Raw genomic sequence first — 23,428 nt, forward strand, 5'->3', positions numbered from 1 at the left:
CTCTTTGTGAGGATTCCGCCCGCACGATCCGGTGCCCGCTGGCAGGATAGAAGCATGGCCGATATGCACGTTCACCCCGACCGACTTGAGATCCACCTCACGCCGGCGGAGAGGGTGCTTGCGCTCAAGCGCGACGACCTCGTCGTCCCGAGGGAGAGCATCCGGTCGGTGGCGATCACGGAAGACCCGTGGATCTGGATTCGCGGCATCCGCGCGCCAGGTGCGGCCGTGCCGCTGACGCTCTCCGTCGGAACCTGGAAGTTCCACGGCGGCAAGGACTTCCTGCTCATCAAGGGCAAGCAGCGCGCGGCGGTCGTGATCGATCTCGAGGGCGAGGAGTACTCGCGCATCATCGTCTCCACCCCGCACGCCACGAAGCTCGTCGAGGCGCTGCGGGTCGACGCCACCGGCACGCCCGCCCCCGGCGAGACCACGCTCTAGCCGCACACGGTGCGGCGGCCTCGCTACGCGATCACGAGCAGAATCAGCCCGGCAAGCGGCAGCACGCCCTGGACGAGGGCGGCCCGCACGTAGGCGCGCCCTGTCGTGACGAGGACAACGGCGGCCAGCACCATGCACACCGCGCAGAAGAACACGATCCCGAACCCCACCTCGCGCAGCGTCGTCCAGTAGAGCACCAGACCGACCGCAGCGCCGCCGGCCAGGAACAGGTTGTAGAACCCCTGGTTGTACGCCATCGCCCGCACAGTGTCCGCATCCCGCTGGTTCGCGACGCCGAATCGGCGCCACACCCCTGGCGACGACCAGAGCACGCTCTCCATCGCGAAGAACACCAGGTGCACGATGGCAGCCGCGGCGATCAGTATGGAACCGATGATGGCCATGCGAGTGAGCATACGCTGAGCACTATGCAAGCCGTCCAGAGTTCCTGTGTGATCGCCGGAGGCGGTCCAGCCGGCATGATGCTCGGCCTCATCCTCGCGAGGGCCGGGCTCGACGTGGTGGTGCTGGAGAAGCATGCCGACTTCTTCCGCGACTTCCGCGGCGACACCATCCACCCGTCCACGATCACCGTCCTCGGCGAGCTCGGGCTGCGCGATCGATTCCTCGGCCTTCCGCACACGACCATCCACACCCTGGATGCGGTGATCAACGGCACCAGGCTGCATCCCATCGACTTCGGGATGCTGCCCCCGCCGGACGACTTCCTGGTCATGGCGCCGCAGTGGGACTTCCTCGACTTCCTCGCGGAGGAGGCGGCTGCGCTGCCCGGCTTCCAGCTGCGGATGCAGACAGAGGCGGTCGGCCTCATCCAGGAGGGCGGCGTGGTGCGCGGCGTGATCGCACGCGGCCCTGACGGAGACGTCGAGCTCCGAGCCTCCCTGACCGTGGCGGCGGACGGCCGCGATTCGATCCTCCGGGATGCGGCAGGCCTGCGCCCTCGGCGCTTCGGCGTACCGATCGACGTGCTCTGGTTCCGCGTGCCCAAGCCCGCGGTGGTGCCGCCGAGCACGCTCGCGTACATCGACCAGCGCTCGATGGTGATCACGATCGACAGGGGCGAGTACTTCCAGACCGGCATGATCATCGAGAAGGGTGGATTCGACGCCCTGAAGCAGGCCGGGCTGCCGCACTTCCACCGGGTGCTCGGCGAGGTGGCGCCCGTGCTCGCGCCCGTGGCAGACGCCATCGCCTCCTGGGACGACGTCAAGCTGCTCTCCGTGCAGATCAACCGCCTCGACCGCTGGTTCCGCTCGGGGTTCCTCGCGATCGGCGATGCCGCCCACGCGATGTCGCCCGCGTTCGGGGTCGGTGTGAACTACGCGGTGCAGGATGCGGTCGCGACCGCGAACGCCGTCGCGGCGCCCCTCCGCTCCGGGCAGGTGGACCTGCGCGTGCTCGCCGCCGTGCAGGAGCGACGCCTCCCTCCGGTGGCGCGGATGCAGCGGCTGCAGCTGTCTGCGCACGAGTTCATCGGACGCCCGGGCGGGGCCGCGCGGCTGTCGGACCCGCTTCCCGCCCCGTTGCGCGGGCTGCTCGCGGCGGCGATGCCCGTCGCGCGCAGGGTCAGCGCGCGGGTGATCGGCCGCGGCTTCCTTCCGGAGCACGTGGCGCCGGAGCTGCGGTGACGGCTGCGGCTGCTGTTCGTGTCCGCTGCGGCTAGGACAGCAGCATCAGGATGAACCCGAGCAGCGGAAGGACGCCCTGGATGAGCGCCGGCCGGATGTAGCCGCGCCCGGTCGTGACGAGCACGACAGACGCCGCGAACATGCTCGCGGTGCTGAACAGGATGAGCGCGAGCCCTGCGTCGTGCATCCCGACCCCGTAGAGGATCAGCCCGACGATGGCCCCGATGGCGAGGAACAGGTTGTAGAACCCCTGGTTGTACGCCATCGGCCTAGTGGTGTCCGCTGCCTCCTGCGACGCGACGCCGAACCGCTTCCACACCGCCGGCCGCGTCCAGCCCACGCTCTCCATCACGAAGATGGCGATGTGCAGTGCTGCCGCAAGGGTGACGACCACGGTCGCGAGGACGATCATGCGGTCAGCATAACGGGCGGCTTGGTTCCGGCCTGGTCAGGCGCGCACATCCACCACGGTCCGGCCGTGCAGCCGCCCTGCCAGCAGCTCCTCTGCCGCGCCGATGGTCTCTGCCAGCGGGATGAACGCCGTCATCGCCGCCAGCGCCTCGGTGTCGAGGTCGGTCGCCAGCCTCCGCCAGGCCGTCTCCCGCAGCGCGATCGGCGCCTCGACGGAGTTGATGCCGACGAGCGTCACGCCGCGCAGGATGAACGGCATCACTGTGGCGGGCAGGTCGGAGCCCTGGGCGAGCCCGCAGGCCGTGACCGTGCCGCCGTAGGTCGTCTGCGCGAGCGCGTTGGCGAGCGTGTGGCTGCCGACCGCATCCACCACCCCCGCCCAGCGCTGCCGCTGCAAAGGCTTGCCGGGGTCGCTGAGCTCTGCCCTGTCGATGATCGCGCTCGCCCCGAGATCGGTCAGGTACTCTGCCTGTTCCTCCGGCCGCCCGGTGGATGCGGTAACCGGGTAGCCCAGTTTCGCCAGCAGCGCGACGGCGACAGACCCGACCCCGCCCGCGGCCCCTGTCACGAGCACGCTCGACCCTGCATCGGCGACCGCCTGCGGGTCGAGCCCGTTCCGTTCCAGCGCGAGCACCGACAGCATCGCGGTGAATCCGGCCGTCCCGATGGCGGCTGCCTGCTCGCTGCTCAGCACGTCGGGCACCCGCACCAGCGCATCTCCGCGCACCCGCGCACGCTCCGCCAGCCCGCCGTGATGCGACTCGCCGATGCCGTCGCCGTTCAGCACCACCCGGTCTCCCGGCCGCCACCGTTCGTCCGTGGACTCCTCGACCACCCCGACCAGGTCGATGCCCGGAATGAGGGGCGTGGTTCTCGCAACCCCCGGCCGCCCGCCGATGGCGAGCGCATCCTTGAAGTTGAGGTCGGAGTACTCGACGGCGACCGTCACATCCCCCGCCATCAGAAAGGCATCCGTCACCCGCCGAACCTCCGCGGTGTGCGTGACGATCCGCCCCGACTCGGTCTCCTGCTCGATCACGATGGCCCGGAAGTCAGTCATGCGCTTCACCATACGCCGCCACGCGGATGCCCTGCCCGGCTCGCCCTCGTGCGCTAGTTCAGCACCCGTACCCCGTCGGGAAGCACCCCGCCCGCGTACAGCGCGCTCGCCGCATCCTGCAGCGCCGTCAGTGCGAGGCGCTGCGTCCACGGACCGTACGAAACGCGCGCCACCTCCAGCTCCTGCAGCCGGCCGGGGGCGACAGACCCCGGCACCCCGATCACGCTCAGCTTCCGCGGCCCGAGCCCGCCGACGAGCTGCTCGATCACCGTCGCGTCCAGCAGCCCGGGCACGAAGACGCAGGTGGCTCCTTCGTCGAGGAACGCCCGTCCTCGTTCGATCGCCTCCCGCGCCTTCTCTGCGATGGGTCGCGGGTCCTCTCCGAGGAACACGTCCGTGCGCGCATTCAGCGCGAACGGCACGCCCTCGGCTTCCGCCCCCGCGACCGCCGCGCGCACGGCGGCGACCGCCTGGTCGAACGGCCGGTGCGCGTCTTCGAGGTTCGCCCCGACCGCCCCGACCCCGATCGCCCGCCGAATCGTGCTGCCAGGGTCGCCGTACCCGCCTTCCAGGTCGGCGCTGACGGGCAGGTCGGTCGCCTCCACGATGCGACCGATGGCCGCGATCATCAACTCGAGCGGGATCCGCTCACCGTCCTCGTACCCGTGCGACGCCGCGATCGAATGGCTCGCCGTCGCAAGGGCGCGAGTCTCGGGAAGCGCGGCGATCGTGCGCGCGCTCACCGCATCCCACACGTTGACGACCTGCAACAGCTCTGGTGCTTCGTGCAGCCGCCGCAGTTCGGCGCCGCGCTCGTCGATTTCAGTCACCCTGTCACCATACGACCGACCCCCGCGGCAATCGACCCCGCCCAATCGTTCGTTCCCGCCTCTGCCGCCCCGCCCGCTTCTGCCGCCCCGCCCGCTTCCGCCGCCCGCCCGGGAGCGTCCACCTCGACCATCCACCCACGCCCCAACTCCGGTCGCGTCTACCCCTGACGCCCTCGCGCGGCGGTTCTAGGATGAGCGCATGGCCGAGACGACGGTGACCAAGACCAGGTCGACGACGGCCCGTCGCCGATCGGTCAATGTCGTCGTCGACAACCTGTTCTTCGTCTTCGGTGGCGCCGCGGCGGTCTGGCTGGCGTGGATCGTTTTGACCGAGAGCTTCTCCTGGGGCTGGTTCCTCATCGCGTTCTTCGTGCTGTTCTGGGTGGTGGTCGCGTATCTGGTGCTTCCGCGCCTGCACCGCATCCTCACGTCGATCTACGTGCCCGACTACTTCATCGGCAGGGCGCGCACCAGCGACGGCCTGCTCGGCGACCCGATCAACCTGGCCGTGCTCGGCACCGAGGCGCAGCTCGACAGGGCGATGACAGAGGCAGGCTGGACCAGGGCCGACGAGGTGACCCTGCGCACGAGCTGGGGGATCATCGCATCCACGCTCTTGCGTCGCAGCTACGACGAGGCCCCCGTGAGCCCGCTGTTCCTGTTCGGCCACCAGCAGGACGTCGCGTACCAGCAGGAGGTCCGCGGCAACCCGTCGAAACGCCACCACGTGCGGTTCTGGCGCTGCCCGGAGGGGTGGCTGCTGCCCGGAGGACACGACGCGGACTGGATGGCCGCCGGCACGTTCGACCGCTCCGTCGGCTTCTCCCTGTTCACGCTGCAGATCACGCACAAGATCGACGCGAACACCGACATCGAACGCGACCACATCGTCTCGACCCTGATGGATGCGCGGATCGGCGTGGACGTGGACGTCATCGAGGACTTCTCCACCGGCTACCACTCCCGCAACGGCGGAGGCGACAGCATCGAGACAGACGGAAACCTGCCGGTGATCGACGTTCGCCCGGTGGCCGTGGATGCGGCTGCGATCGCCGTCGCCGACCAGGCGGATGCGCGCCGCGCGGCCAGGGCTCAGCTGCGGCCCGTGCCGACCTCGCTCGGCTTCCTGCTCATGCTGCTGCGCACTGTGGCGGGCGCCGTGTTCGTCGCGCTGACCGTGATCGACTGGCGGGCTTTCGTCCAGGCGCAGGTGGATGACCCCACCATCGCCCTCACCCCTGCCGAGAAGTCGATCGTGCAGGTGGCTCTTGCGGTGGTGATGATCCTGTTCGCCATCGGCCTGCTGTTCTACCTGCTCCTTGCGGTCCTGGTCTTCCGCGGCAGCAACTGGGCCCGCATCGCGTCGATGTCCTACAGCTCCCTCCTCGTCATCGTGGCCGCCATCGACTTCTTCAACGGCGGCCCCCAGGTCACCCTCCACAACAATCTGCTCGGTCTCCCTCTCGACATCCTGGTCGTCCTCGCCCTGTCCTCTCAGCGCTCCCGTCTCTGGGCCCGCCGCCCGCGCCGGCGCACCCGGCCGGGCGATCGCGCGGCGGTCGCGTCGGCAACCGCTGCCACCGGCGCAACCGATCCCGCCACCGCCACCTCCGCCGCCACCACCGGCGGCGCCGCAACCGACGACGAGAGTGTCGCAGCGGATGCCACCGAAGCACCAGGCCGGTCGTCGCCCCCTCCTGCATCGGCGCCACCGACCTCAGCCCCTCCTACATAAGCCCCTTCTTCGGTCCAGACGACTTCAGCGCAGACTCCTCCGCATCCAGGAACGCCAGCACCGAACGCACCGCCAGCTCCTGATACCGCCCTTCCGCCCGCGCCTCCAACACCGCCTGCCGCTCGGCCCTGATCATCGAGCGCCGCAGCTTCTGGTACTCGACGGGAACGTCCTCGTCCTCCTTCGGCGACGGGTTCTCGAGCGCGTCGGCGAGGAAGACCGCGTTGACCCGCAGGCGCTGCACCACTCGCTCGTCTTCGTCGCCCGTCACCTGCGAGTCGAGGTGTTCCAGCCCGGCCGTCTGGGCTTCGGCGAGGAGCCGCTGCATTTCGCTCGCCTCCTGCGCGAAGTCGGGAGGCGGGAGCTTCAGCCGGCGGATCACCCAGGGCAGCGCGAGCCCCTCCAGCAGCGTGCCGACCACGACCACGAACGCCAGGAACTGCAGGAACTCCTTGTGCGGTGTCGCGTCAGGCAGCAGGAACACGGCCGCGAGCGTCACCACCCCGCGGATGCCCGCGAACGACACCGCGATCCCGGTCGGCCAGTTCCAGCCGCGTTCCCTGAGACGCTGGGGCCCGTAGCGGTACAGCGCCGTCGTGAGCACCATCCAGACGAACCGCGCGAGCGAGATCGCGAGCAGCACGACCACGCTGATGACCACCGTCTGCCCCACGGTGATCCCGGACTTGAACGCTCCAGCGAGGATGCCGGACAGTTCCAGCCCGATGAACAGGAACACCGCGTTCTCCAGCAGGAACTGGATCGTGCGCCAGTTGATCGACTCCGCGATCCGCGCCTCGGCCGTCTGGATGGTCGGCGACCGGTAGCCGAGGTACAGCCCGGACACCACGACAGCCAGGATGCCGGACCCGTGCAGGAACTGCGCGGGGATGAACGCGAGGTACGGGGTGATGAGCCCGAGCGACGTGTCCAGCACCGGCGCGCGGAGCTGCTTGCGGATGATGGCCAGCACCCAGCCCACCCCGAGCCCGACCGCGACGCCCACCACCACCGCGAGCACGAAGTCGCCCGCGATGGCCCACGGATTCACGACGCTCACGATCGCGGCGATGGTCGCGTTCAGCGCCACGAGTGCGGTGGCGTCGTTGAGCAGGCTCTCGCCCTCGAGCACAGTGACGAGACGTCTGGGGAGGTGCAGCCGCCCGGCGATCGCCGTCACTGCCACCGTGTCCGTCGGCGCCACCACCGCCCCGAACGCGAATGCCGCCGCGAGCGTGAGCGATGGCACGACCCACCAGGTGGCGAACCCGACCACGATCACCGTGAACACCACCAGCCCCACCGAGAGCAGCAGGATGCCGTCTCGCCTGGCACGCACATCCACGAAGGACGTCTGGATGGACGCGGCGAACAGCAGCGGCGGCAGCAGCCCGTACAGCACGAGCTCCGGTTCCAGTTCGATGTGCGGAACGCCGGGGATGAACGACACCACAGCCCCGACGACCACCAGCACCACCGGCGCCGACCAGCCGACACGGCGCGACAGACCCGTGACCGTGACCGTGACGAGAACGAACGACACGATCCAGACGATTGTTGCCACCGGATCCATGCTGTTCATGATGGCCGCAACGCGCGCGGGGCGGCAATGGTTCCCGGAAGGCTGTGGAGAACTCGTCCGCTAGGAGCGAAGTGGAGGGATCGGCCAGGGCAGAACCCGCATCAACCCGCCGTCGCACCCCTCGCCGTCACACCGCCGAAGCCGCACCCTCGCCGTGCACCGCGCAGTACACCGCACCCTCCGCCTCGCACACCACGAGCTGCTCCCTGCACGAGGCATCCGCGCAGTTCCGCATCCGCTCCGTCGCGTCGCCGCACACCACGCAGTGCCCGATCACCGCCGTGTGGTCACTGAACTGCACCGACTGCCGCTGATCGAACACGTAGAGCGACCCTTCCCACAGCCCGTCGTCCCCGAACGTCTCCCCGTACCGCACCACGCCGCCGTCGAGCTGGTACACCTCGCCGAACCCGCGGGACCGCATCAGCCCGGACAGCACCTCGCAGCGCACGCCGCCCGTGCAATAGGTCACGACCGGCTTGTCCTTGAGGTGGTCGTACTTCCCGCTGTCGAGTTCCGCCACGAAGTCGCGCGTGGTCGACACATCCGGCACCACGGCGTCTTTGAAGCGCCCGATCTCCGCCTCGAAGCGATTGCGTCCGTCGAAGAACACCACGTCGTCCCTGGCCTCGATCAGCGCGTGCAGCGACGCAGGGTCGAGACGCTCTCCGCCGCCGACCACCCCCGATCCGTCCACCACCAGCTCGGAAGGGGCTCCGAAGCTCACGATCTCGTCGCGCACCTTCACAGACAGCCGAGGGAAGTCGAGGCTCAGCCCGTCCTCGTCGAAGCCGGTGCCCTCGCTCCACTTCACGTCGAGGTTCTTGAATGCCGGGTAGTCCTTGGTCTTCCTCAGGTACTTCTTCAACGCGTCGAGTTCCCCGCCGAGCGTGCCGTTCATCCCGTCGCCCGACAGCAGGATGCGCCCGCGCAGCCCGAGCGACTCGCAGAGGTCGCGCTGCCACAGCCGCACGGCGTCGGGGTCGGCGAGGGGCGTGAAGACGTAGTAGAGGAGGACTTTCGGCACGGGCACCGCACCATGCTAGGCCGCGCCGCCTGTGCGCTCTCTCAGTTCTCCCGGCCGATCGGTTTCCTTTCATTCACCAACATCGGCGATGCTTGTGGGGTGAGCACCCTGGTCATCATCCCGACCTACGACGAGCGAGAGAACGTCGAGTCGATCGTCGGACGCGTCCGCGCGGCCACCCCCGAGGTGGATGTGCTCGTCGTCGACGACAACTCCCCGGACGGCACGGGGGCGCTCGCCGACGCGCTCGCCGCATCCGATCCGCGCATCCACGTGATGCACAGGGCGGGCAAGGAGGGCCTCGGGGCCGCATACCGCGACGGGATGCGGTGGGCGCTGGACGCCGGGTACGACCGCATCGTCGAGATGGATGCGGACGGCTCGCACCAGCCGGAGCAGCTGCACCGCCTGCTGGAAGCCCTGCGCGACACGACAGGCAGCCCCAGCGCCTCCGCCCCGGCACGCGGCGCCGACGTGGTCCTCGGCTCCCGGTGGGTTCCTGGCGGCGGTGTCGTGAACTGGCCGGCCCGCCGTCGTTTCCTGTCCCGCGGCGGCAGCGCGTACTCGCGCATCGCTCTCGGTGTTCCTGCCAAGGACGTCACCGGCGGCTATCGCGCGTTCACCGCAGATGCTCTCCGCAGCATTCACTTCGCCGACGTGGAGAGCCAGGGCTACTGCTTCCAGATCGACATGCTGCGCAGGGCGTACCGCGCAGGCCTGAGCATCGCCGAGGTGCCGATCACGTTCGTGGAGCGCGAGCACGGCGCATCCAAGATGAGCGGCGGCATCGTCCGCGAAGCCATGTGGCGCGTGACCGTCTGGGGCGTCACCGGCCTCCCGCAGCGCTTCCGCCGAACCCCGGTTCCCGTGCCGGTCAAGTCGCACGCGGGCTGACGGGCGTAGCGTTGTCCGCATGACCGTCGTAGATCCTCTGGAGCGCTTCGGCGCTGTTCCTCAATTCACCGTCACCAGCGACGACGTCGCCCAGGACACCCCGTTGGCCGCGGCCCAGTGGGGCGCCGGCGGAGGGGGAGGGGACATCTCCCCGCAGCTGTCCTGGTCCGGCTTCCCCGCGGAGACCAGGAGTTTCGCCGTCACCATCCACGATCCGGATGCGCCGACCGGCTCCGGCTTCTGGCACTGGGCCGTGTACAACATCCCCGCTGACGTCACGTCGCTCGAGGCGAACGCGGGAGCGGAGGGCGGCGCGAACCTGCCGCAGGGCGCTGCGATGCTCTCGAACGAGCTGGGCTCGAAGAGCTTCACCGGCGCTGGGCCGCCTCCCGGAACCGGCACCCACCACTACAACGTGATCGTGCACGCCCTGGACGTCGACCACCTCGACCTCGACCCGGCGTCGACCCCCGCCGTCCTCGGCTTCAACGCGCACTTCCACTCGCTCGCCCGCGCCGTCGTCACCCCCGTCGCGACCGCAGGCGACATCTAGCCCGCACGAGTCGTGCGAAGCGCGCGGTCAGCCGCGTCGCGACCGCGCGTTTCGCGCGATCCGGCGCCGGACGCGAGCCTCAGTGCTTGCTCCCCGTCAGTGCCAGCACCCCGCCCAGCCCGATCATCATCACGCCGCCGGCGGCGCCCAGCCGCTCGACGCGCTTCGGCGACCGCCCGAACCAGGCGCGCGCGGTCCCAGCGATCAGCGCCCACACGCTGTCGCACGCGAGCGCGAGCACGAGGAACACCGCGCCGAGCTCGAACATCTGCAGCGGGATGCTCCCCACGCCGTAGTCGACGAACTGGGGGAGCACCGCCACGAAGAACACCAGCGTCTTCGGGTTGGTCAGCCCCACCACGAACCCTTCCGACAGGATGCGCATCCGGGACCGTGCCGGCGGCGTCGCCTCGTGCGTCACGGCCGTGTGCCTGCGGTGCCTGATCGCCTGGATGCCGAGGTAGACCAGGTAAGCGGCGCCGGCGAACTTGATGATCGTGAACACCACCACCGATTGCGCCACCACCGCTCCGACCCCGAGCGCCACGGCGATCACCAGCGGCAGCATCCCGAGCGCGTTGCCGAGCACGCTCAGCAGCCCGCCGGCGCGCCCGAGCGACAGCGACCGCCCGATGACGAACAGCACGCTCGGCCCCGGAATGACGATCAGGGCAATGGATGCGATCGAGAACGCGAGCAGCGAGGGTCCAGGAACCATGCGCACAGCGTAGCGCCGCGTCCCCCGCTCCGGGGAGGTAGGTTCGATACGTGAAGCTCCACAACGTTCGTGTGCACAGAAGCGAAGAGAATCTCGCCCGTCAGGATCAGCTCGCCTGGAAGATCGCGGAGGTCGCGGCCGACCCCGTCGACGTCTCAGCGGAGGTCACCGAGATGGTGATCAACCGCGTGATCGACAATGCAGCCGTAGCCGCCGCGTCGCTCACCCGCCGTCCGGTGGTGTCCGCGCGGTCGCAGGCACTGGCGCATCCACTGCCCGTCCGGGAGCTGGAGGAACTGACCGGCGGCCACACGCAGGACGGGGCGACCGTTTTCGGCGAGCCTGCCTCCCTCCGCGTCAGCCCGGAGTGGGCGGCGTGGGCGAACGGCGTCGCCGTGCGCGAGCTCGACTACCACGACACCTTCCTCGCCGCCGAGTACTCGCACCCGGGCGACAACATCCCGCCGATCACCGCGGTCGCCCAGCACGCAGCGCGCGCGTTCGGGCTGTCAGGGCGCGAGCTGGTCCGCGGCATCGCCACAGGCTACGAGATCCAGATCGACCTCGCCAAGGCGATCAGCCTGCACGCACACAAGATCGACCACGTCGCGCACCTCGGCCCGTCCGCCGCCGCGGGCATCGGCACTCTCCTCGGCCTCTCGCCGGAGGTGATCTTCCAGGCCGTCGGCCAGGCGCTGCACACCACCACGGCCACCCGCCAGTCGCGCAAGGGCGAGATCTCCAGCTGGAAGGCGCACGCTCCCGCGTTCGCCGGCAAGATGGCCGTCGAGGCGATCGACAGGGCGATGCGCGGCGAGACCAGCCCCACCCCGATCTACGAGGGCGAGGACGGCGTGATCGCCTGGCTGCTCGACGGTAAGGATGCACGATACGACGTCCCGCTGCCCGAGCAGGGGGAGGCCAAGCGCGCCATCCTGGACTCGTACACCAAGGAGCACTCGGCCGAGTATCAGGCGCAGGCGTGGATCGACCTCGCCCGCAAGCTGCACCGTGAGCACCCGGAGGCGGCCGACCCTTCGCGGGTGGAGAGCATCGTCATCCACACGTCGCACCACACGCACTTCGTGATCGGTTCCGGCGCGAACGACCCGCAGAAGTACGACCCGACGGCCTCGCGCGAGACCCTCGACCACTCCATCCCGTACATCTTCACGGTCGCGCTGCAGGACGGCGGCTGGCACCACGTCGACTCCTACCTCCCGTCGCGCGCCCAGCGTCCGGAGACCGTCGAGCTGTGGGGCAAGGTGACCACGACCGAAGACCCGGAGTGGACCCGCAGGTACCACTCCATCGACCCGGCGGAGAAGGCGTTCGGCGGTCGTGTGGAGATCCGCATGGCGGACGGCAGCGTCATCACCGACGAGATCGCCGTCGCAGACGCGCATCCACTCGGCGCGCGGCCGTTCGCACGCGCCGACTACGTCGCCAAATTCCGGATGCTCGCCGCCGACGTCCTCGAACCGGCCGAGATCGACCGTTTCCTCGATGTCGCAGAGCGGCTTCCGTCGCTGACGGCCGCCGAGCTCGGCGGCCTCACCATCACCGCCAAGCCGGGCCTGCTCGCGAGCGTTCCGACCCCGAAGGGACTCTTCTGATGCTGTACTCCTCCGTCCCGGCGCACGAGAAGCGCGCCGCCTTCCGTGCCCGCCTCGCATCCGGTGAGCTTGTCAGGATGCCCGGCGCGTTCAACCCGCTGAGCGCCAGGCTGATCGAGCGCAAGGGCTTCGAGGGCGTCTACATCTCCGGCGCCGTGCTCAGCGCCGATCTCGGCCTTCCAGACATCGGCCTCACCACGCTGACCGAGGTCGCCGGCCGCTCGGCCCAGATCGCGCGCATGACCGATCTGCCGGCGCTGGTCGACGCAGACACCGGTTTCGGCGAACCGATGAACGTCGCCCGCACCGTGCAGACTTTGGAGGACGCCGATGTCGCGGGGCTGCACATCGAGGATCAGGTCAACCCGAAGCGCTGCGGGCACCTCGACGGCAAGCAGGTCGTCGACGAGAACACCGCGCTCAAGCGCATCCGGGCCGCAGCGGACGCCCGCCGCGACCCGAACCTGCTCATCATGGCGCGCACCGACATCCGCGCGGTCGACGGCCTGGATGCGGCGATCGACCGCGCGAAGGCCCTGGTGGATGCGGGCGCCGATGCGATCTTCCCCGAGGCGATGCGCGACCTCGGTGAGTTCGAGGCCGTCCGCAACGCGATCGACGTCCCGATGCTCGCGAACATGACCGAGTTCGGAAAGAGCGACCTGTTCACGGTCGACCAGCTCCGCGACGTCGGCGTGAACATCGTCATCTGGCCGGTCTCGCTGCTGCGCCTGGCGATGGGCGCCGCCGAGCGCGGCCTCGACCAGCTGCTCGACACCGGCAGCCTCGAACCCAAGCTCGGCGAAATGCAGCATCGCGCCGACCTCTACGAACTGATTGACTACGAGGGCTACAACGCGTTCGACACGTCCGTGTTCAATTTCGAGGTCAAGCGCTAAGAGCGCGCGACCGGCAGCAGCGAAGGAGCAGCAATGACCGACCCCGAGATCCACAAGGGCCTCGCCGGTGTGGTGGTCGACACCACCGCAATTTCGAGCGTCAACCCCGAGACGAATTCGCTGCTCTACCGGGGATATCCGGTGCAGGAGCTCGCCGCGAACTGCTCGTTCGAGGAGGTCGCCTTCCTTCTCTGGCACGGCGAACTGCCCGCCGACGACGAGCTCGCCACGTTCGCGACCCTTGAGCGCTCGATGAGAGCGCTCGACGAGCGCACCAAGCGCGCCATCGACGACATCCCGGTGGCCGCGCACCCGATGGATGTGGTGCGCACGGCGGTCAGCCACCTCGGCAGCCTCGACGACACGCTCGGGCAGACGGACGGCATCCTCGACCCCGACCTGAACCTCGGGCGCGCCGTGTACCTGCTGGCCCAGCTGCCGACCATCGTCGCCTACGACCAGCGCCGCCGCCGCGGCCTGGAGCCCGTCGAGCCGCGCGACGACCTCGACTATTCCAGCAACTTCCTCTGGATGACGTTCGGCGAGCTCCCGGACGACGTGGTGGTGGATGCGTTCCGCGTCTCGCTGGTGCTGTACGCCGAGCACTCGTTCAACGCCTCGACGTTCACGGCGCGGGTGATCGCATCCACACTGTCGGACGTGTACTCGGCCGTCACCGGTGCGATCGGCGCGCTCAAGGGCCCGCTGCACGGCGGCGCGAACGAGGCCGTGATGCACGCCTTCGACGAGATCGAGGTGGCCGGCCGCGCGGAGGAGTGGCTGGACGACGCCCTCTCCGCCAAGCGCAAGATCATGGGCTTCGGGCACCGCGTGTACAAGAACGGCGACTCCCGCGTGCCCACCATGAAGGCCGCGCTGGAAAAGCTGGCGGAGCACTACGACCGCAAGGACATGCTCGACCTCTACAACGCCCTCGAGGCTGCGATGAACGAGCGCAAGAACATCAAGCCCAACCTCGACTACCCGTCGGGCCCCGCATACAACCTGATGGGCTTCGACACGGCGACGTTCACCCCTCTCTTCGCGGCGGCCCGCGTCACCGGCTGGACGGCGCACGTCTTCGAGCAGTACGCGTCCAACTCCCTCATCCGCCCGCTCTCCCTCTACAACGGGGCGGAGGAGCGCCACCTCCCGAACGACTGACCTTCGTCGGGCAGGGCCGCGCTAGCGCCACAGCAGCAGCGCTTCGCCCTGCCCGCCGCCTCCGCACAGGGCCACCGCCGCCTTGCCGCTCCCGCGCCGTGCCAACTCGTGCGCGGCCGTCCCGGCCAGCCGGGCTCCGGATGCGCCGATCGGGTGTCCGAGCGCGATCGCGCCTCCGTGGATGTTCACCCGCACCGCATCCAGCCCCAGGTCGGCCATCGACTGCAGCGCGACAGCGGCGAACGCCTCGTTGATCTCCACGAAGTCCAGCTCGTCGACCGACCACTCTGCGCGGCCGAGGGCGGCAGCGATGGCGTTCGACGGCTGAGAGTGCAGCGAGTTGTCCGGCCCGGCCACCTGACCGGACGCACCGACCACCGCCAGCCACTCCAGCCCGAGCCGTTCCGCGTTCTCGCGGCTGGTCAGCACCAGCGCCGCGGCGCCGTCGCTCAGGGGCGACGAGTTGCCCGCCGTGAGCGTGCCTCCCTCCGCGAAGCTCGGGCGCAGCCCGGCCAGCGTCTCCGCCGTCGAGTTCGGTCGCACCCCTTCGTCCGCGCTCACGACGACAGGATCGCCCTTCCGCTGCGGGAGGCTCACCGGCGCGATCTCGTCGTCGAACACTCCGGAGGCGGCTGCCGCACCGGCACGCTGGTGCGATGACGCGGCGAACACATCCTGCGCCTCGCGCGTGAGTCCGAGCTTCGAGGTGTATCCCTCGGTGGATGCGCCCATCGAGATCCCGTCGAACGCATCCGTCAGCCCGTCGTGCGCGGCAGAGTCGAGCGCAGCGATCGAGCCGTACGTCCAGCCTTTCCGCGAACCGGGGAGCACGTGCGGCGCGTTCGTCATCGACTCCTGGCCACCCGCGACCACCACTGTCGCCTCGCCCGCGCGGATCAGCCGTGCCGCGTCGATCACCGCCGCCAGCCCGGAGAGGCACACCTTATTGATCGTCACCGCCGGCACGTTCCAGCCGATGCCGGCAGCGATGGCCGTCTGTCGCGCCGGGTTCTGGCCGGCCCCCGCCTGCAGCACCTGTCCGAAGATCACCGCGTCCACCGCATCCGCGCCGACGCCGGACTCGTCCAGCGCCCTGCGCAGCGCGACGGCGCCCAATTGCACCGCGGTCTGGGTGGCGAGAGCCCCCAGGATCTTGCCCTGCGGAGTGCGGGCGGCGGACAGGATGACGACGTCCTGCGGACTGGTCATGGCGACTCCTTCGTTGCCTTCGTGTGGCTTCTCTGCCGCGGCATGGCCGCGGCGCTGTCCGGCTTGTGGCCGGATTCTCTCCCATTGTCACACCGGCGCGCCGGGTCGACGTCTCGCCGTTGTCCACATCCTTCGGTTATCCACAGATTCGGGAGGGGACCCGTGGGGGTCTCTGCCCGCTTCTACCTTTGGCTCATGTCCGACGAGGAAGACGAGGAGTCACTAGCGAATGTTCCCCACCACGACAGACCGCGCGAGCGGATGCGGCGCATCGGCGTCGGGTCCCTCACCGACGACGAAGTGCTCGCCCTGGTGCTCGGCTCCGGCCAGTCCGGCCGGAGCGTGCTCGCGCTCTCCCGTTCGATCCTCCGGCGCACAGGAGGTTTCCCCGGCCTCGCGACGATGGACTTCGCGCGGCTCGAGAACCTGCCAGGGGTCGGGCCGGCCACGGCGGGCAGGCTCGTGGCCATCACAGAGATCTGGCGGCGCGCCGGAGCGTCGTCGTCGTGGACCAGGCTGGTCGACCACGAGGCCGTCGCTCGCCTCGTCCGCCCCGAACTGCTGCACAGAGACGGCGAACGCTTCGTCGTCGTTGTCGCGGATCGCGCCTCGCGCCCGCTCGAACTCGTGCTCGTCCGCGATGGAGGAGTCGACGACGTCTCCGTCCAGCCCGCAGATGTCCTGCAGGCCGTCCTCACGAGAGGCGGCCGGTCGTTTGCCGTCGCCCACAACCACCCTGGCGGCACGCTCGAGCCGAGCGTCGCCGACCTCATGCTCACCCGCCGCCTCGATCAGGCGGCGGCCACCATCGGTCTGCGCTTCCTCGGGCACATCCTGGTCGCGGGCGACCACTGGATGGCCATGCCCGCGCCAGGCGCTACGGCAGGAGGCGCGTCGGGCCGCGGAAGAGGTAGGTCGTCTCGCGCAGGTTCGACAGGTGCAGCATGAGCATCAGCACGCGAGCGAGGCCCATCCCGAACCCGCCGTGCGGCGGCACGCCGTAGCGGAAGAAGTCGAGGTAGAAGCCGAGCTCCTCCGGGTCGAGGCCCTTGTCGCGCGCCTGCTCCTCGAGCACCTCGATGCGGTGCTCGCGCTGTGCGCCCGTCGAGATCTCCACACCGTTGAAGATGAGGTCGTAGCTGTTGGTGAGCGACGCGTCGCCCTCGTGGCGCATGTGGTAGAACGGCCGGATGCTCGACGCGTAGTCCGTCAGGAACACGAACTCGTGCCCGTACGTCTCCTTCACGTACGCCGAGATCTGGCGCTCGCCCTCCGGGTCCATGTCGTCGTCGTGACGCGGCACCTCGTAGCCGCGCTCGGCAACGATCCGCTTCGCCTCGGCCAACGGGATGCGCGGGAACGGCGTGGTGGGAACCGTCACCTCCACGTCGAACAGCTCTTTGATCTGCTCGCCGTGCTTCTCCTTCACGGCGGTGAAGCCGGCGACGATGAGGTTCTCGTGCAGCTGCATCACGTCTTCGTGGCTGTCGATCCAGCTCACCTCCGCGTCCACGCTGGTGAACTCGGTGGCGTGACGGCTGGTGAAGCTGGGGTCTGCGCGGAACGCAGGGCCGATCTCGAAGACCTTGCCGAATCCGGCCGACTGCGCCATCTGCTTGAAGAACTGGGGGCTCTGCGACAGGTATGCCGTGGTGTCAAAGTACTCGACCTCGAAGAGCTCGGCGCGCGATTCGCTCGGGCTGGCCATCAGCTTCGGGGTGTGGATCTCGACGAAGTCGTTGTCGATCCAGTACTGACGCAGCGCGTGCTCGAAGGTGGTCTGGATGCGGAAGATCAGGTTGTTCTTCGGCTCGCGCAGGTCGAGGAAGCGCCAGTCCATGCGCTTGTCGATGCCGCTGTCCGCCGCGATCGGCGTCTCGGGGACCGCCGACGTCTCCACCTCGAGGGTCGACAGCTTGATCTCGATGCCGCCGAGCTTCACCCGCTCGTCGTGCTTGAGCTCGCCGGTGGCGCGCACGAAGGTGCCCTGGGAGAGTCCGGAGATGGTGGTGGCCGGCTCGTCGGCGATCACCGCGCCGTCTGCGTCGACGTTGCGCGGATTCACGAGCTGAACGGCGCCGCTCTCGTCGCGGAGGACGACGAACTGCACCTTCTTCTGGTCGCGTACCGTCTCCACCCAGCCGGCTACGCTCACGGGGCCGTCGGGGGAAGCGGCCAGGTCCTTGATCAATACTCGTGCGGTCACGAGCCACAAGCCTACCGTCCGCCACTACAGGCCGGGCGGCCCGTCCAGGGGCCTCCCGTGCCAGCGCTCAGTGAATTCAAGGGAAACGCCTCCGTAGACTGGTCGCGTGGTAGCAAGCCAGGTTCACCTCGTCCGTCACGGAGAGGTGTTCAACCCCGACGGCATCCTGTACGGCAGGCTGCCGGGCTTCGGCCTCTCCAAACTCGGTCACAGAATGGCCGCTGCGGCAGCGGACGAACTGATCGGGCGCGAACGCCCGATCTCCGCGCTTCTGGCGTCCCCTCTCCAGCGCACGCGCGAATCGGCGGCGCCGATCGCATCGGCGTTCGACCTGGATGCACGGATCGAAGACCGCATCATCGAGCCGACCAATCACTTCGAGGGCACCGTCATGTCCAGGGCGCTGAAGAAGCCCGTCAACTGGCCGTTCCTCATCAACCCGGCCCGGCCGAGCTGGGGCGAAGCGTATTCGCGCATCGAGAAGCGGATGCTCGCGGCCATCGACGACGCGTTCGACTCCGTCGAGTCCGGCGATGTGGTCCTGGTCAGTCATCAGCTTCCGATCTGGGTCACGCATCTGTCCGTCGCCGGCGAGCGCTTCTGGCACGACCCGCGCAAGCGGCGCTGCGCCCTGTCGAGCATCACAACGTTCGAGCGGACCATCGTGGAGCCGGAGGAACAGCCCGCCGCGTCTCCCCGAGCCGAGCAGGCGCATCCCGAGCAGGCACATCCCGAGCGGGCGCACCCTGATTCTGCGCACCCCGAGCAGGCGCACACCGAATCTGCTCACCCCGAGAACGGAGCGCCCGTCGTGCGCATCATCGAGGTCGGCTACGTCGAACCGGCGGCCGAGCTGAATTCCACCGCGACCGATGTGGGGGCCGTGTGAACCGCCGTTCCCGCTTCCTCCTCCCGCTCGCGGCCGTCGCGGCGTCCGCCGCTCTGGTCCTCAGCGGATGCACGTCCTCCGACGGCCTCGCCGAGCAGTACCGCGCCGGTACAGGCCAGAACTACATCGCTGGCGACGGCACCGTCAGCGAGTTCGCGGCGGACAACCGCGGGGCGGCGGTCGACTTCAGCGGCACGCTCGCAGACGGCACCCCTGTCTCCTCGAAGGACTACGCGGGAGACGTGCTCGTCGTCAACTTCTGGTACGCGGGATGCCCGCCGTGCCGGGTCGAGGCTCCGTTCCTCGAGTCGCTGTACCAGAAGTACAAGGGCAAGGGCGTCGACTTCCTCGGGGTGAACCTCTACGACACCGAGAGCACCGCAGCGAGCTTCGAGAAGGACAAGGGCGTCACATACCCGTCCGTCCTCGATCGCGACACCGGCTCCGTGCTGCTCGCCTTCAGCAAGACCGTTCCGCCGAAGGCGACGCCGACCACGCTCGTCATCGACAAGAAGGGCAGGGTCGCCGCGCGCATCCTCGGTGCCCTTCCCGACGCCAGCACGCTGAACTCGCTCATCTCCGACGCCGTCGCCGAGACACACTGACGTGGGCGGAGTCGGAGAGATCGTCTTCAGCGGCCAGCTGCTTTTCGCGCTGCCGGTCGCCGTCCTCGCCGGTCTCGTCTCGTTCGCGTCGCCGTGCGTGCTGCCGCTCGTGCCGGGCTACCTCGCATACGTCGGCGGATTCACCGACCTGGGCGCCAAGCGCGACCGCTCGCGCCTGCTCACCGGCGTCTCCCTCTTCATCCTCGGCTTCGCCATCGTGTTCATCGCGTACGGAGCGGCGTTCGGCGCTCTGGGACTGTGGCTCGTCCGGTGGCAGGAGGTCGTCATCCGCATCCTGGGCGTCCTCGTCATTGCGATGGGCCTCGTCTTCATCGGCCAGTTCTCGTTCCTGCAGCGCACCATCAAGCCCACCTGGCGTCCTGCGACCGGCCTCATCGGCGCGCCGCTGCTCGGCATCGTCTTCGGCCTCGGCTGGACGCCGTGCATCGGCCCGACCCTCGCCGCGATCAGCGCTCTCAGCGTCGGAAGCGGGTCGCCGTGGCGCGGCGCCCTGCTCGGCCTCTTCTACTGCATCGGCCTCGGCATCCCGTTCCTTGTCGTCGCCCTCGGCTTCGACTGGGTCGCCGGGTCCGTCGCCTTCCTCAAGCGGCACATCCGTGTCATCAACATCATCGGCGGCGTTCTGCTCGTCATCATCGGCATCCTCATGGCCTCCGGCATCTGGAGCCAGCTCATGTCCCAATTCCTGGCGGTGATACAAGGTTTTGAGCCGGCCCTCTGACCACATCGATTCGGCGCCTCCGCGGCACCAGCCTGAGATCGAGCAGCCCAAGCTCGGTTTCGTCGGCTGGCTGCGGTGGTTCTGGCGACAGCTCACGAGCATGCGCACAGCGCTGTTCCTCCTGCTGCTGCTCGCCATCGCCGCCGTACCTGGTTCGCTCGTCCCGCAGCGGAGCTCCGACCCGAACGGCGTCACCAAGTACTTCACCGACCACCCGGACATCGCGCCGTTCCTCGACAAGATCCAGGCGTTCGACGTCTATACGTCAGTGTGGTTCTCCGCGATCTACCTCCTGCTCTTCGCATCCCTCATCGGCTGCATCATCCCGCGCACCAAGCACCACTTCGACGCACTGCGGGCCAAGCCGCCGAAGACGCCGGTGCGTCTCACCAGGATGGCGGGCTTCCAGGCGCGAACGCTTCCGGTCGACCTGCGCGAGAACGGTCCTGAGCCGATCGCCGCTGCGCGCGACCTCCTCAAGAAGTCCGGCTATCGCGTCGCCGTCTATCAGGATGCACGCTCCACGTCGGTCTCGGCCGAGCGCGGCTACCTCCGCGAGACAGGCAACCTCGTCTTCCACACGGCGCTCGTCGGCGTGCTCCTCGCGATCGGCCTCGGCGGCGGGTTCGGCTTCACAGGCCAGAAGGTCGTCGTCGAGGGTCAGAGCTTCGTGAACAGCCTGCCGTCGTACAACTCGTTCAACCCGGGCCGGTTCTTCAGCGACTCCACGCTGCAGCCGTTCTCGATCAAGGTCGACAAGCTCGACGTCGCGTACGAGACCAAGAACGACAACGCCATCGGCCAGCCGCTCGACTACACGGCCCACGTCACGACCACTGGCCCAGGCGACACCTCCAGCTCGACCACGATCAAGGTCAACGAACCTCTCGCCATCGGGGGCACGAACGTCTATCTCCTCGGCAACGGCTATGCGCCGACCATCACCGTGCGCGACCCCGACGGCAAGGTCGCCTTCACCGACACCATCCCGTTCCTCCCTCAGGATGCGCGGCTCACGTCGCTCGGCTTCGTGAAGGTCCCGGACGGCCTGAAGCAGCAGGTCGGGATGATCGGCTTCTTCTACCCGACCGTCGGAGACAGCTCGACGGCGAAGGGCGCACTCACCTCTACCTTCCCCGGCTTGAACGACCCGCTGCTCAGCCTCAACGTCTATGTCGGTGACCTCGGGGTCGACAGCGGCGTTCCGCAGTCGGTCTACAGCCTCAACACCGACACGCTCAAGCAGCTCGCCGGGCCGCCGACCAAGACCAAGGCGCTGCAGCTCCGTCCTGGCGAGACGGTGGAGCTCCCGAACGGTCTCGGCACCGTCAGCCTCGACGGTGTGAAGCGCTACGCATCTCTCGACGTGCACCACGACCCGGCACAGGGCTGGGTCCTGACCTTCGCGGTGCTGATCTTCGCCGGCCTGCTTGTGGCGCTCTTCGTGCCGCGGCGTAGGCTCTGGGTGAAAGCCATCGAGAACGAGGACGGCTCGCTCACCCTCGAGTACGCCGGCCTCGCACGAGGCGAGGACCCGAACCTCGCCGCCGCCGTGCAGTCCATCGCCGACGATCACGCCGACGCCCTCACCCGCCCCCGAAACACTTAGGCTTGCATCGTGACCGAAACCCTCGCTCAGCTATCGACCGTGTTCATCTACGCGGCCATGGGAATGTATGCGGCGGCGTTCATCGCGTTCGCCCTCGATTTGTCGCGAAGAGGCGCGCGGGCGACGGCCGTCGAGGCCTCCACCGTCCCGAGTGCGGTCGCACGTCGAACGCAGGCCGCTGCTCCAGCCAGGTCGACGACCGCGACGATCACGGCTGAGGGATCGGGCGGATCAGGCGGACGAGGAGGAACCTCCACCCTCGGCAGGATCTCGGCGAGGATCAGCGACAGGGTCGAGGACGACCTGCTCTACGGCTCCGACTCGTCTGCGTCGATCCGCTGGGCATTCGTGCTCACCATCATCGGATTCGCTTTCCACCTCGTGGCGACCGTCCTCCGCGGCATCGCGGCCGACAGGGTGCCGTGGGCCAACATGTGGGAGTTCTCGATGACGGGGACCCTCGTCATCGTCGGGGTCTTCCTCGCGGTCAACCTCAAGTGGGACATCAAGTACCTCGGCACCTTCGTGATGGGTCTGGTGCTCGTCCTGCAGGGGATCGCGCTGCTGCGGTACTACGTTCCCGTCGTGCCGTTGCAGCCGGCGCTCCAGTCGTACTGGCTGGTCATCCACATCATCGTCGCCGTGCTCGGCACAGCGTTTTTCGCCCTCGGCTTCGCCCTGTCCGGCCTGCAGCTGTTGCAGGTCAGGCGCGAGCGGCAGGTTGCAGAGTCCCAACCGCAGCAGTTCAAGTTCCTGGCGACCCTTCCCACGTCGACAGCTCTGGAGAACCTCGCATACCGGGTGAACATCGTCGGCTTCATCGCCTGGACGTTCACGCTGATCGCCGGAGCGATCTGGGCCGAGAAGGCCTGGGGCCGGTACTGGGGCTGGGACACCAAGGAAGTCTGGACGTTCATCATCTGGGTGATCTACGCCGGCTACATCCACGCCCGAGCGACCCGCGGATGGCGCGGCTCGCGTTCTGCGTGGCTCGCGATCATCGGCTTCGCCGCCGTTCTCTTCAACTTCGGCATCGTCAACGTCTTCTTCAAGGGACTCCACGCATACTCCGGTCTCTAGGCCGCTTCGCGCCTCTGCACCATCTGCGAACACCCCGCTGATCCGACCGTCCGCCCCGCGCGACGGTCCGGCTCGCGGGGTGTTCTGCGTCTCCGAGGGAGGCCACGCGCGCTGCCGAACGAGCGACACGCCCGAGATGCAGGCGCGATTTGCGACGTCACCGAGACGTCCGTAAAGTACTTACTTGTCACCCCAAAGGTGCGGGAGAGCGGAACTGCTCCCCGGCCTCAAGCGGGACCAACTCCTAAACTTATCGGTAACTTGAACTTGTTCAAGCGTGCCCATTCGGCTTAGGATGGTAACCCCTCACTCTTCGAGCTGGTTTTGTTGCTCGGCTCGCGTGTTCGGTCGCATCGTCATGATGCACTGAGGATCGCGAATCGGCCGAGTTGACATTCAGATTGAAAGTGGTAAGGTTGACAGGTTGCCCCATTTTGACCGTGTGATGCGGGATGGTGGGAGCGTCCGATCCTTGAGAACTCAACAGCGTGCACAATGTCAAATGCCAA

General features: G+C 68.5%; 23 protein-coding genes. 14 read left to right on the forward strand and 9 right to left on the reverse strand.

The genetic code is table 11. The features are described 5' to 3' along the window. The first annotated feature begins 54 nt into the window (after positions 1–54). A complete protein-coding gene (locus ACIRCZ_RS12620; protein ID WP_055896678.1) occupies positions 55–441 on the forward strand; it encodes a hypothetical protein in 387 nt (128 codons plus the stop codon). Positions 442–464: 23 nt separating this feature from the next. Here ACIRCZ_RS12620 and ACIRCZ_RS12625 read toward each other — a convergent pair whose 3' ends face one another. Continuing rightward, the gene (locus ACIRCZ_RS12625; RefSeq protein WP_055898777.1) at positions 465–845 is read right to left on the reverse strand and encodes a DUF1304 domain-containing protein; all 381 of its coding nucleotides are present in this window, start codon (positions 843–845) and stop codon (positions 465–467) included. A gap of 24 nt (positions 846–869) precedes the next feature. Here ACIRCZ_RS12625 and ACIRCZ_RS12630 point away from each other — a divergent pair, with 24 nt between their 5' ends. Beyond that, positions 870–2,090 carry an FAD-dependent oxidoreductase gene (locus ACIRCZ_RS12630; RefSeq protein ID WP_402853533.1) on the forward strand — a complete coding sequence of 407 codons (1,221 nt, stop codon included), beginning with the start codon at positions 870–872 and terminating at the stop codon, positions 2,088–2,090. 31 nt (positions 2,091–2,121) lie between these two features. Here ACIRCZ_RS12630 and ACIRCZ_RS12635 read toward each other — a convergent pair whose 3' ends face one another. The 3 genes from ACIRCZ_RS12635 to ACIRCZ_RS12645 are packed head-to-tail and all read right to left on the reverse strand — an operon-like array spanning position 2,122 to position 4,391. Continuing rightward, on the reverse strand, positions 2,122–2,502 hold the full coding sequence (locus ACIRCZ_RS12635; protein WP_055896675.1) for a DUF1304 domain-containing protein: 381 nt from the start codon (positions 2,500–2,502) through the stop codon (positions 2,122–2,124). A gap of 36 nt (positions 2,503–2,538) precedes the next feature. Then, positions 2,539–3,561: an MDR family oxidoreductase gene (locus ACIRCZ_RS12640; protein WP_402853536.1), complete on the reverse strand. Its 1,023-nt coding sequence runs from the start codon at positions 3,559–3,561 to the stop codon at positions 2,539–2,541. A gap of 53 nt (positions 3,562–3,614) precedes the next feature. Beyond that, on the reverse strand, positions 3,615–4,391 hold the full coding sequence (locus tag ACIRCZ_RS12645; RefSeq protein WP_402853539.1) for an isocitrate lyase/phosphoenolpyruvate mutase family protein: 777 nt from the start codon (positions 4,389–4,391) through the stop codon (positions 3,615–3,617). Positions 4,392–4,590: 199 nt separating this feature from the next. On the opposite strand from ACIRCZ_RS12645, the gene ACIRCZ_RS12650 reads away from it, so the two are divergent. Continuing rightward, the gene (locus ACIRCZ_RS12650; RefSeq protein WP_402853542.1) at positions 4,591–6,126 is read left to right on the forward strand and encodes an LssY C-terminal domain-containing protein; all 1,536 of its coding nucleotides are present in this window, start codon (positions 4,591–4,593) and stop codon (positions 6,124–6,126) included. On the opposite strand, the gene ACIRCZ_RS12655 is transcribed toward ACIRCZ_RS12650, so the two are convergent. Continuing rightward, positions 6,119–7,699, reverse strand: coding sequence for a Na+/H+ antiporter (locus tag ACIRCZ_RS12655; protein WP_402853544.1), 1,581 nt, complete (start codon positions 7,697–7,699; stop codon positions 6,119–6,121). The genes ACIRCZ_RS12650 and ACIRCZ_RS12655 overlap by 8 nt on opposite strands. Positions 7,700–7,835: 136 nt before the next feature. Further along, positions 7,836–8,741, reverse strand: coding sequence for a rhodanese-related sulfurtransferase (locus tag ACIRCZ_RS12660; RefSeq protein ID WP_402853547.1), 906 nt, complete (start codon positions 8,739–8,741; stop codon positions 7,836–7,838). Between the two features lie 93 nt (positions 8,742–8,834). On the opposite strand from ACIRCZ_RS12660, the gene ACIRCZ_RS12665 reads away from it, so the two are divergent. Further along, a complete protein-coding gene (locus ACIRCZ_RS12665) occupies positions 8,835–9,629 on the forward strand; it encodes a polyprenol monophosphomannose synthase (protein WP_402853550.1) in 795 nt (264 codons plus the stop codon). A gap of 19 nt (positions 9,630–9,648) precedes the next feature. Then, a complete protein-coding gene (locus ACIRCZ_RS12670; RefSeq protein ID WP_402853553.1) occupies positions 9,649–10,182 on the forward strand; it encodes a YbhB/YbcL family Raf kinase inhibitor-like protein in 534 nt (177 codons plus the stop codon). 79 nt (positions 10,183–10,261) lie between these two features. Here the strand turns inward: ACIRCZ_RS12670 and ACIRCZ_RS12675 are convergent, their stop codons facing one another. Continuing rightward, entirely contained in the window at positions 10,262–10,900 is a 639-nt protein-coding gene (locus tag ACIRCZ_RS12675) for a LysE family translocator (protein WP_402853556.1), read from the reverse strand. A 50-nt stretch (positions 10,901–10,950) separates the two neighbouring features. Here ACIRCZ_RS12675 and ACIRCZ_RS12680 point away from each other — a divergent pair, with 50 nt between their 5' ends. From ACIRCZ_RS12680 to ACIRCZ_RS12690, 3 genes are read left to right on the forward strand one after another with little or no spacing between them, the layout of a single operon-like run. Further along, the gene (locus ACIRCZ_RS12680) at positions 10,951–12,516 is read left to right on the forward strand and encodes an MmgE/PrpD family protein (protein WP_402853559.1); all 1,566 of its coding nucleotides are present in this window, start codon (positions 10,951–10,953) and stop codon (positions 12,514–12,516) included. Next, the gene (prpB, locus tag ACIRCZ_RS12685) at positions 12,516–13,415 is read left to right on the forward strand and encodes a methylisocitrate lyase (protein ID WP_402853562.1); all 900 of its coding nucleotides are present in this window, start codon (positions 12,516–12,518) and stop codon (positions 13,413–13,415) included. Before ACIRCZ_RS12680 ends, prpB begins: the two co-directional genes overlap by 1 nt. A gap of 33 nt (positions 13,416–13,448) precedes the next feature. Continuing rightward, the gene (locus ACIRCZ_RS12690) at positions 13,449–14,579 is read left to right on the forward strand and encodes a bifunctional 2-methylcitrate synthase/citrate synthase (protein ID WP_402853565.1); all 1,131 of its coding nucleotides are present in this window, start codon (positions 13,449–13,451) and stop codon (positions 14,577–14,579) included. 21 nt (positions 14,580–14,600) lie between these two features. Here the strand turns inward: ACIRCZ_RS12690 and ACIRCZ_RS12695 are convergent, their stop codons facing one another. Beyond that, positions 14,601–15,788 carry an acetyl-CoA C-acetyltransferase gene (locus ACIRCZ_RS12695; RefSeq protein ID WP_402853568.1) on the reverse strand — a complete coding sequence of 396 codons (1,188 nt, stop codon included), beginning with the start codon at positions 15,786–15,788 and terminating at the stop codon, positions 14,601–14,603. Between the two features lie 195 nt (positions 15,789–15,983). Here ACIRCZ_RS12695 and ACIRCZ_RS12700 point away from each other — a divergent pair, with 195 nt between their 5' ends. Then, positions 15,984–16,736 carry a RadC family protein gene (locus ACIRCZ_RS12700; protein ID WP_162255981.1) on the forward strand — a complete coding sequence of 251 codons (753 nt, stop codon included), beginning with the start codon at positions 15,984–15,986 and terminating at the stop codon, positions 16,734–16,736. Here ACIRCZ_RS12700 and aspS read toward each other — a convergent pair. Beyond that, a complete protein-coding gene (aspS, locus tag ACIRCZ_RS12705) occupies positions 16,666–17,979 on the reverse strand; it encodes an aspartate--tRNA(Asn) ligase (RefSeq protein WP_402853639.1) in 1,314 nt (437 codons plus the stop codon). The genes ACIRCZ_RS12700 and aspS overlap by 71 nt on opposite strands. A 121-nt stretch (positions 17,980–18,100) precedes the next feature. Between aspS and ACIRCZ_RS12710 the strand changes: the two genes are divergently transcribed. Genes ACIRCZ_RS12710 through ccsB form a run of 5 tightly spaced genes read left to right on the forward strand, consistent with a single transcriptional unit; the run spans position 18,101 to position 22,919 of the window. Beyond that, complete coding sequence (locus tag ACIRCZ_RS12710; protein WP_402853573.1) at positions 18,101–18,883, forward strand: histidine phosphatase family protein; 783 nt, start codon at positions 18,101–18,103, stop codon at positions 18,881–18,883. Further along, on the forward strand, positions 18,880–19,488 hold the full coding sequence (locus ACIRCZ_RS12715; protein ID WP_055896641.1) for a TlpA disulfide reductase family protein: 609 nt from the start codon (positions 18,880–18,882) through the stop codon (positions 19,486–19,488). The genes ACIRCZ_RS12710 and ACIRCZ_RS12715 overlap by 4 nt, the downstream gene beginning before the upstream one ends. A 1-nt stretch (position 19,489) precedes the next feature. After that, on the forward strand, positions 19,490–20,230 hold the full coding sequence (locus tag ACIRCZ_RS12720) for a cytochrome c biogenesis CcdA family protein (RefSeq protein ID WP_402853577.1): 741 nt from the start codon (positions 19,490–19,492) through the stop codon (positions 20,228–20,230). Continuing rightward, positions 20,214–21,839: a cytochrome c biogenesis protein ResB gene (locus tag ACIRCZ_RS12725; protein WP_402853580.1), complete on the forward strand. Its 1,626-nt coding sequence runs from the start codon at positions 20,214–20,216 to the stop codon at positions 21,837–21,839. Before ACIRCZ_RS12720 ends, ACIRCZ_RS12725 begins: the two co-directional genes overlap by 17 nt. Before the next feature lie 9 nt (positions 21,840–21,848). Then, positions 21,849–22,919, forward strand: a complete 1,071-nt coding sequence (gene ccsB, locus ACIRCZ_RS12730; RefSeq protein WP_235500520.1) for a c-type cytochrome biogenesis protein CcsB — start codon at positions 21,849–21,851, stop codon at positions 22,917–22,919. Positions 22,920–23,428: the final 509 nt, after the last annotated feature.

The sequence above is a fragment of the Leifsonia sp. NPDC102414 genome (assembly GCF_044765685.1).
In the GTDB taxonomy this organism is placed as follows: Bacteria; Actinomycetota; Actinomycetes; order Actinomycetales; family Microbacteriaceae; genus Leifsonia.

What these genes read in the sequence shown, in the direction of transcription:
- ACIRCZ_RS12620 (WP_055896678.1), top strand. Translation starts at nt 55, where the DNA reads ATGGCCGATATGCACGTTCACCCCGACCGACTTGAGATCCACCTCACG.
- ACIRCZ_RS12625 (WP_055898777.1), bottom strand. Translation starts at nt 845, where the DNA reads ATGGCCATCATCGGTTCCATACTGATCGCCGCGGCTGCCATCGTGCAC.
- ACIRCZ_RS12630 (WP_402853533.1), top strand. Translation starts at nt 870, where the DNA reads ATGCAAGCCGTCCAGAGTTCCTGTGTGATCGCCGGAGGCGGTCCAGCC.
- ACIRCZ_RS12635 (WP_055896675.1), bottom strand. Translation starts at nt 2,502, where the DNA reads ATGATCGTCCTCGCGACCGTGGTCGTCACCCTTGCGGCAGCACTGCAC.
- ACIRCZ_RS12640 (WP_402853536.1), bottom strand. Translation starts at nt 3,561, where the DNA reads ATGACTGACTTCCGGGCCATCGTGATCGAGCAGGAGACCGAGTCGGGG.
- ACIRCZ_RS12650 (WP_402853542.1), top strand. Translation starts at nt 4,591, where the DNA reads ATGGCCGAGACGACGGTGACCAAGACCAGGTCGACGACGGCCCGTCGC.
- ACIRCZ_RS12655 (WP_402853544.1), bottom strand. Translation starts at nt 7,699, where the DNA reads ATGGATCCGGTGGCAACAATCGTCTGGATCGTGTCGTTCGTTCTCGTC.
- ACIRCZ_RS12670 (WP_402853553.1), top strand. Translation starts at nt 9,649, where the DNA reads ATGACCGTCGTAGATCCTCTGGAGCGCTTCGGCGCTGTTCCTCAATTC.
- ACIRCZ_RS12675 (WP_402853556.1), bottom strand. Translation starts at nt 10,900, where the DNA reads ATGGTTCCTGGACCCTCGCTGCTCGCGTTCTCGATCGCATCCATTGCC.
- prpB (WP_402853562.1), top strand. Translation starts at nt 12,516, where the DNA reads ATGCTGTACTCCTCCGTCCCGGCGCACGAGAAGCGCGCCGCCTTCCGT.
- ACIRCZ_RS12690 (WP_402853565.1), top strand. Translation starts at nt 13,449, where the DNA reads ATGACCGACCCCGAGATCCACAAGGGCCTCGCCGGTGTGGTGGTCGAC.
- ACIRCZ_RS12695 (WP_402853568.1), bottom strand. Translation starts at nt 15,788, where the DNA reads ATGACCAGTCCGCAGGACGTCGTCATCCTGTCCGCCGCCCGCACTCCG.
- ACIRCZ_RS12700 (WP_162255981.1), top strand. Translation starts at nt 15,984, where the DNA reads ATGTCCGACGAGGAAGACGAGGAGTCACTAGCGAATGTTCCCCACCAC.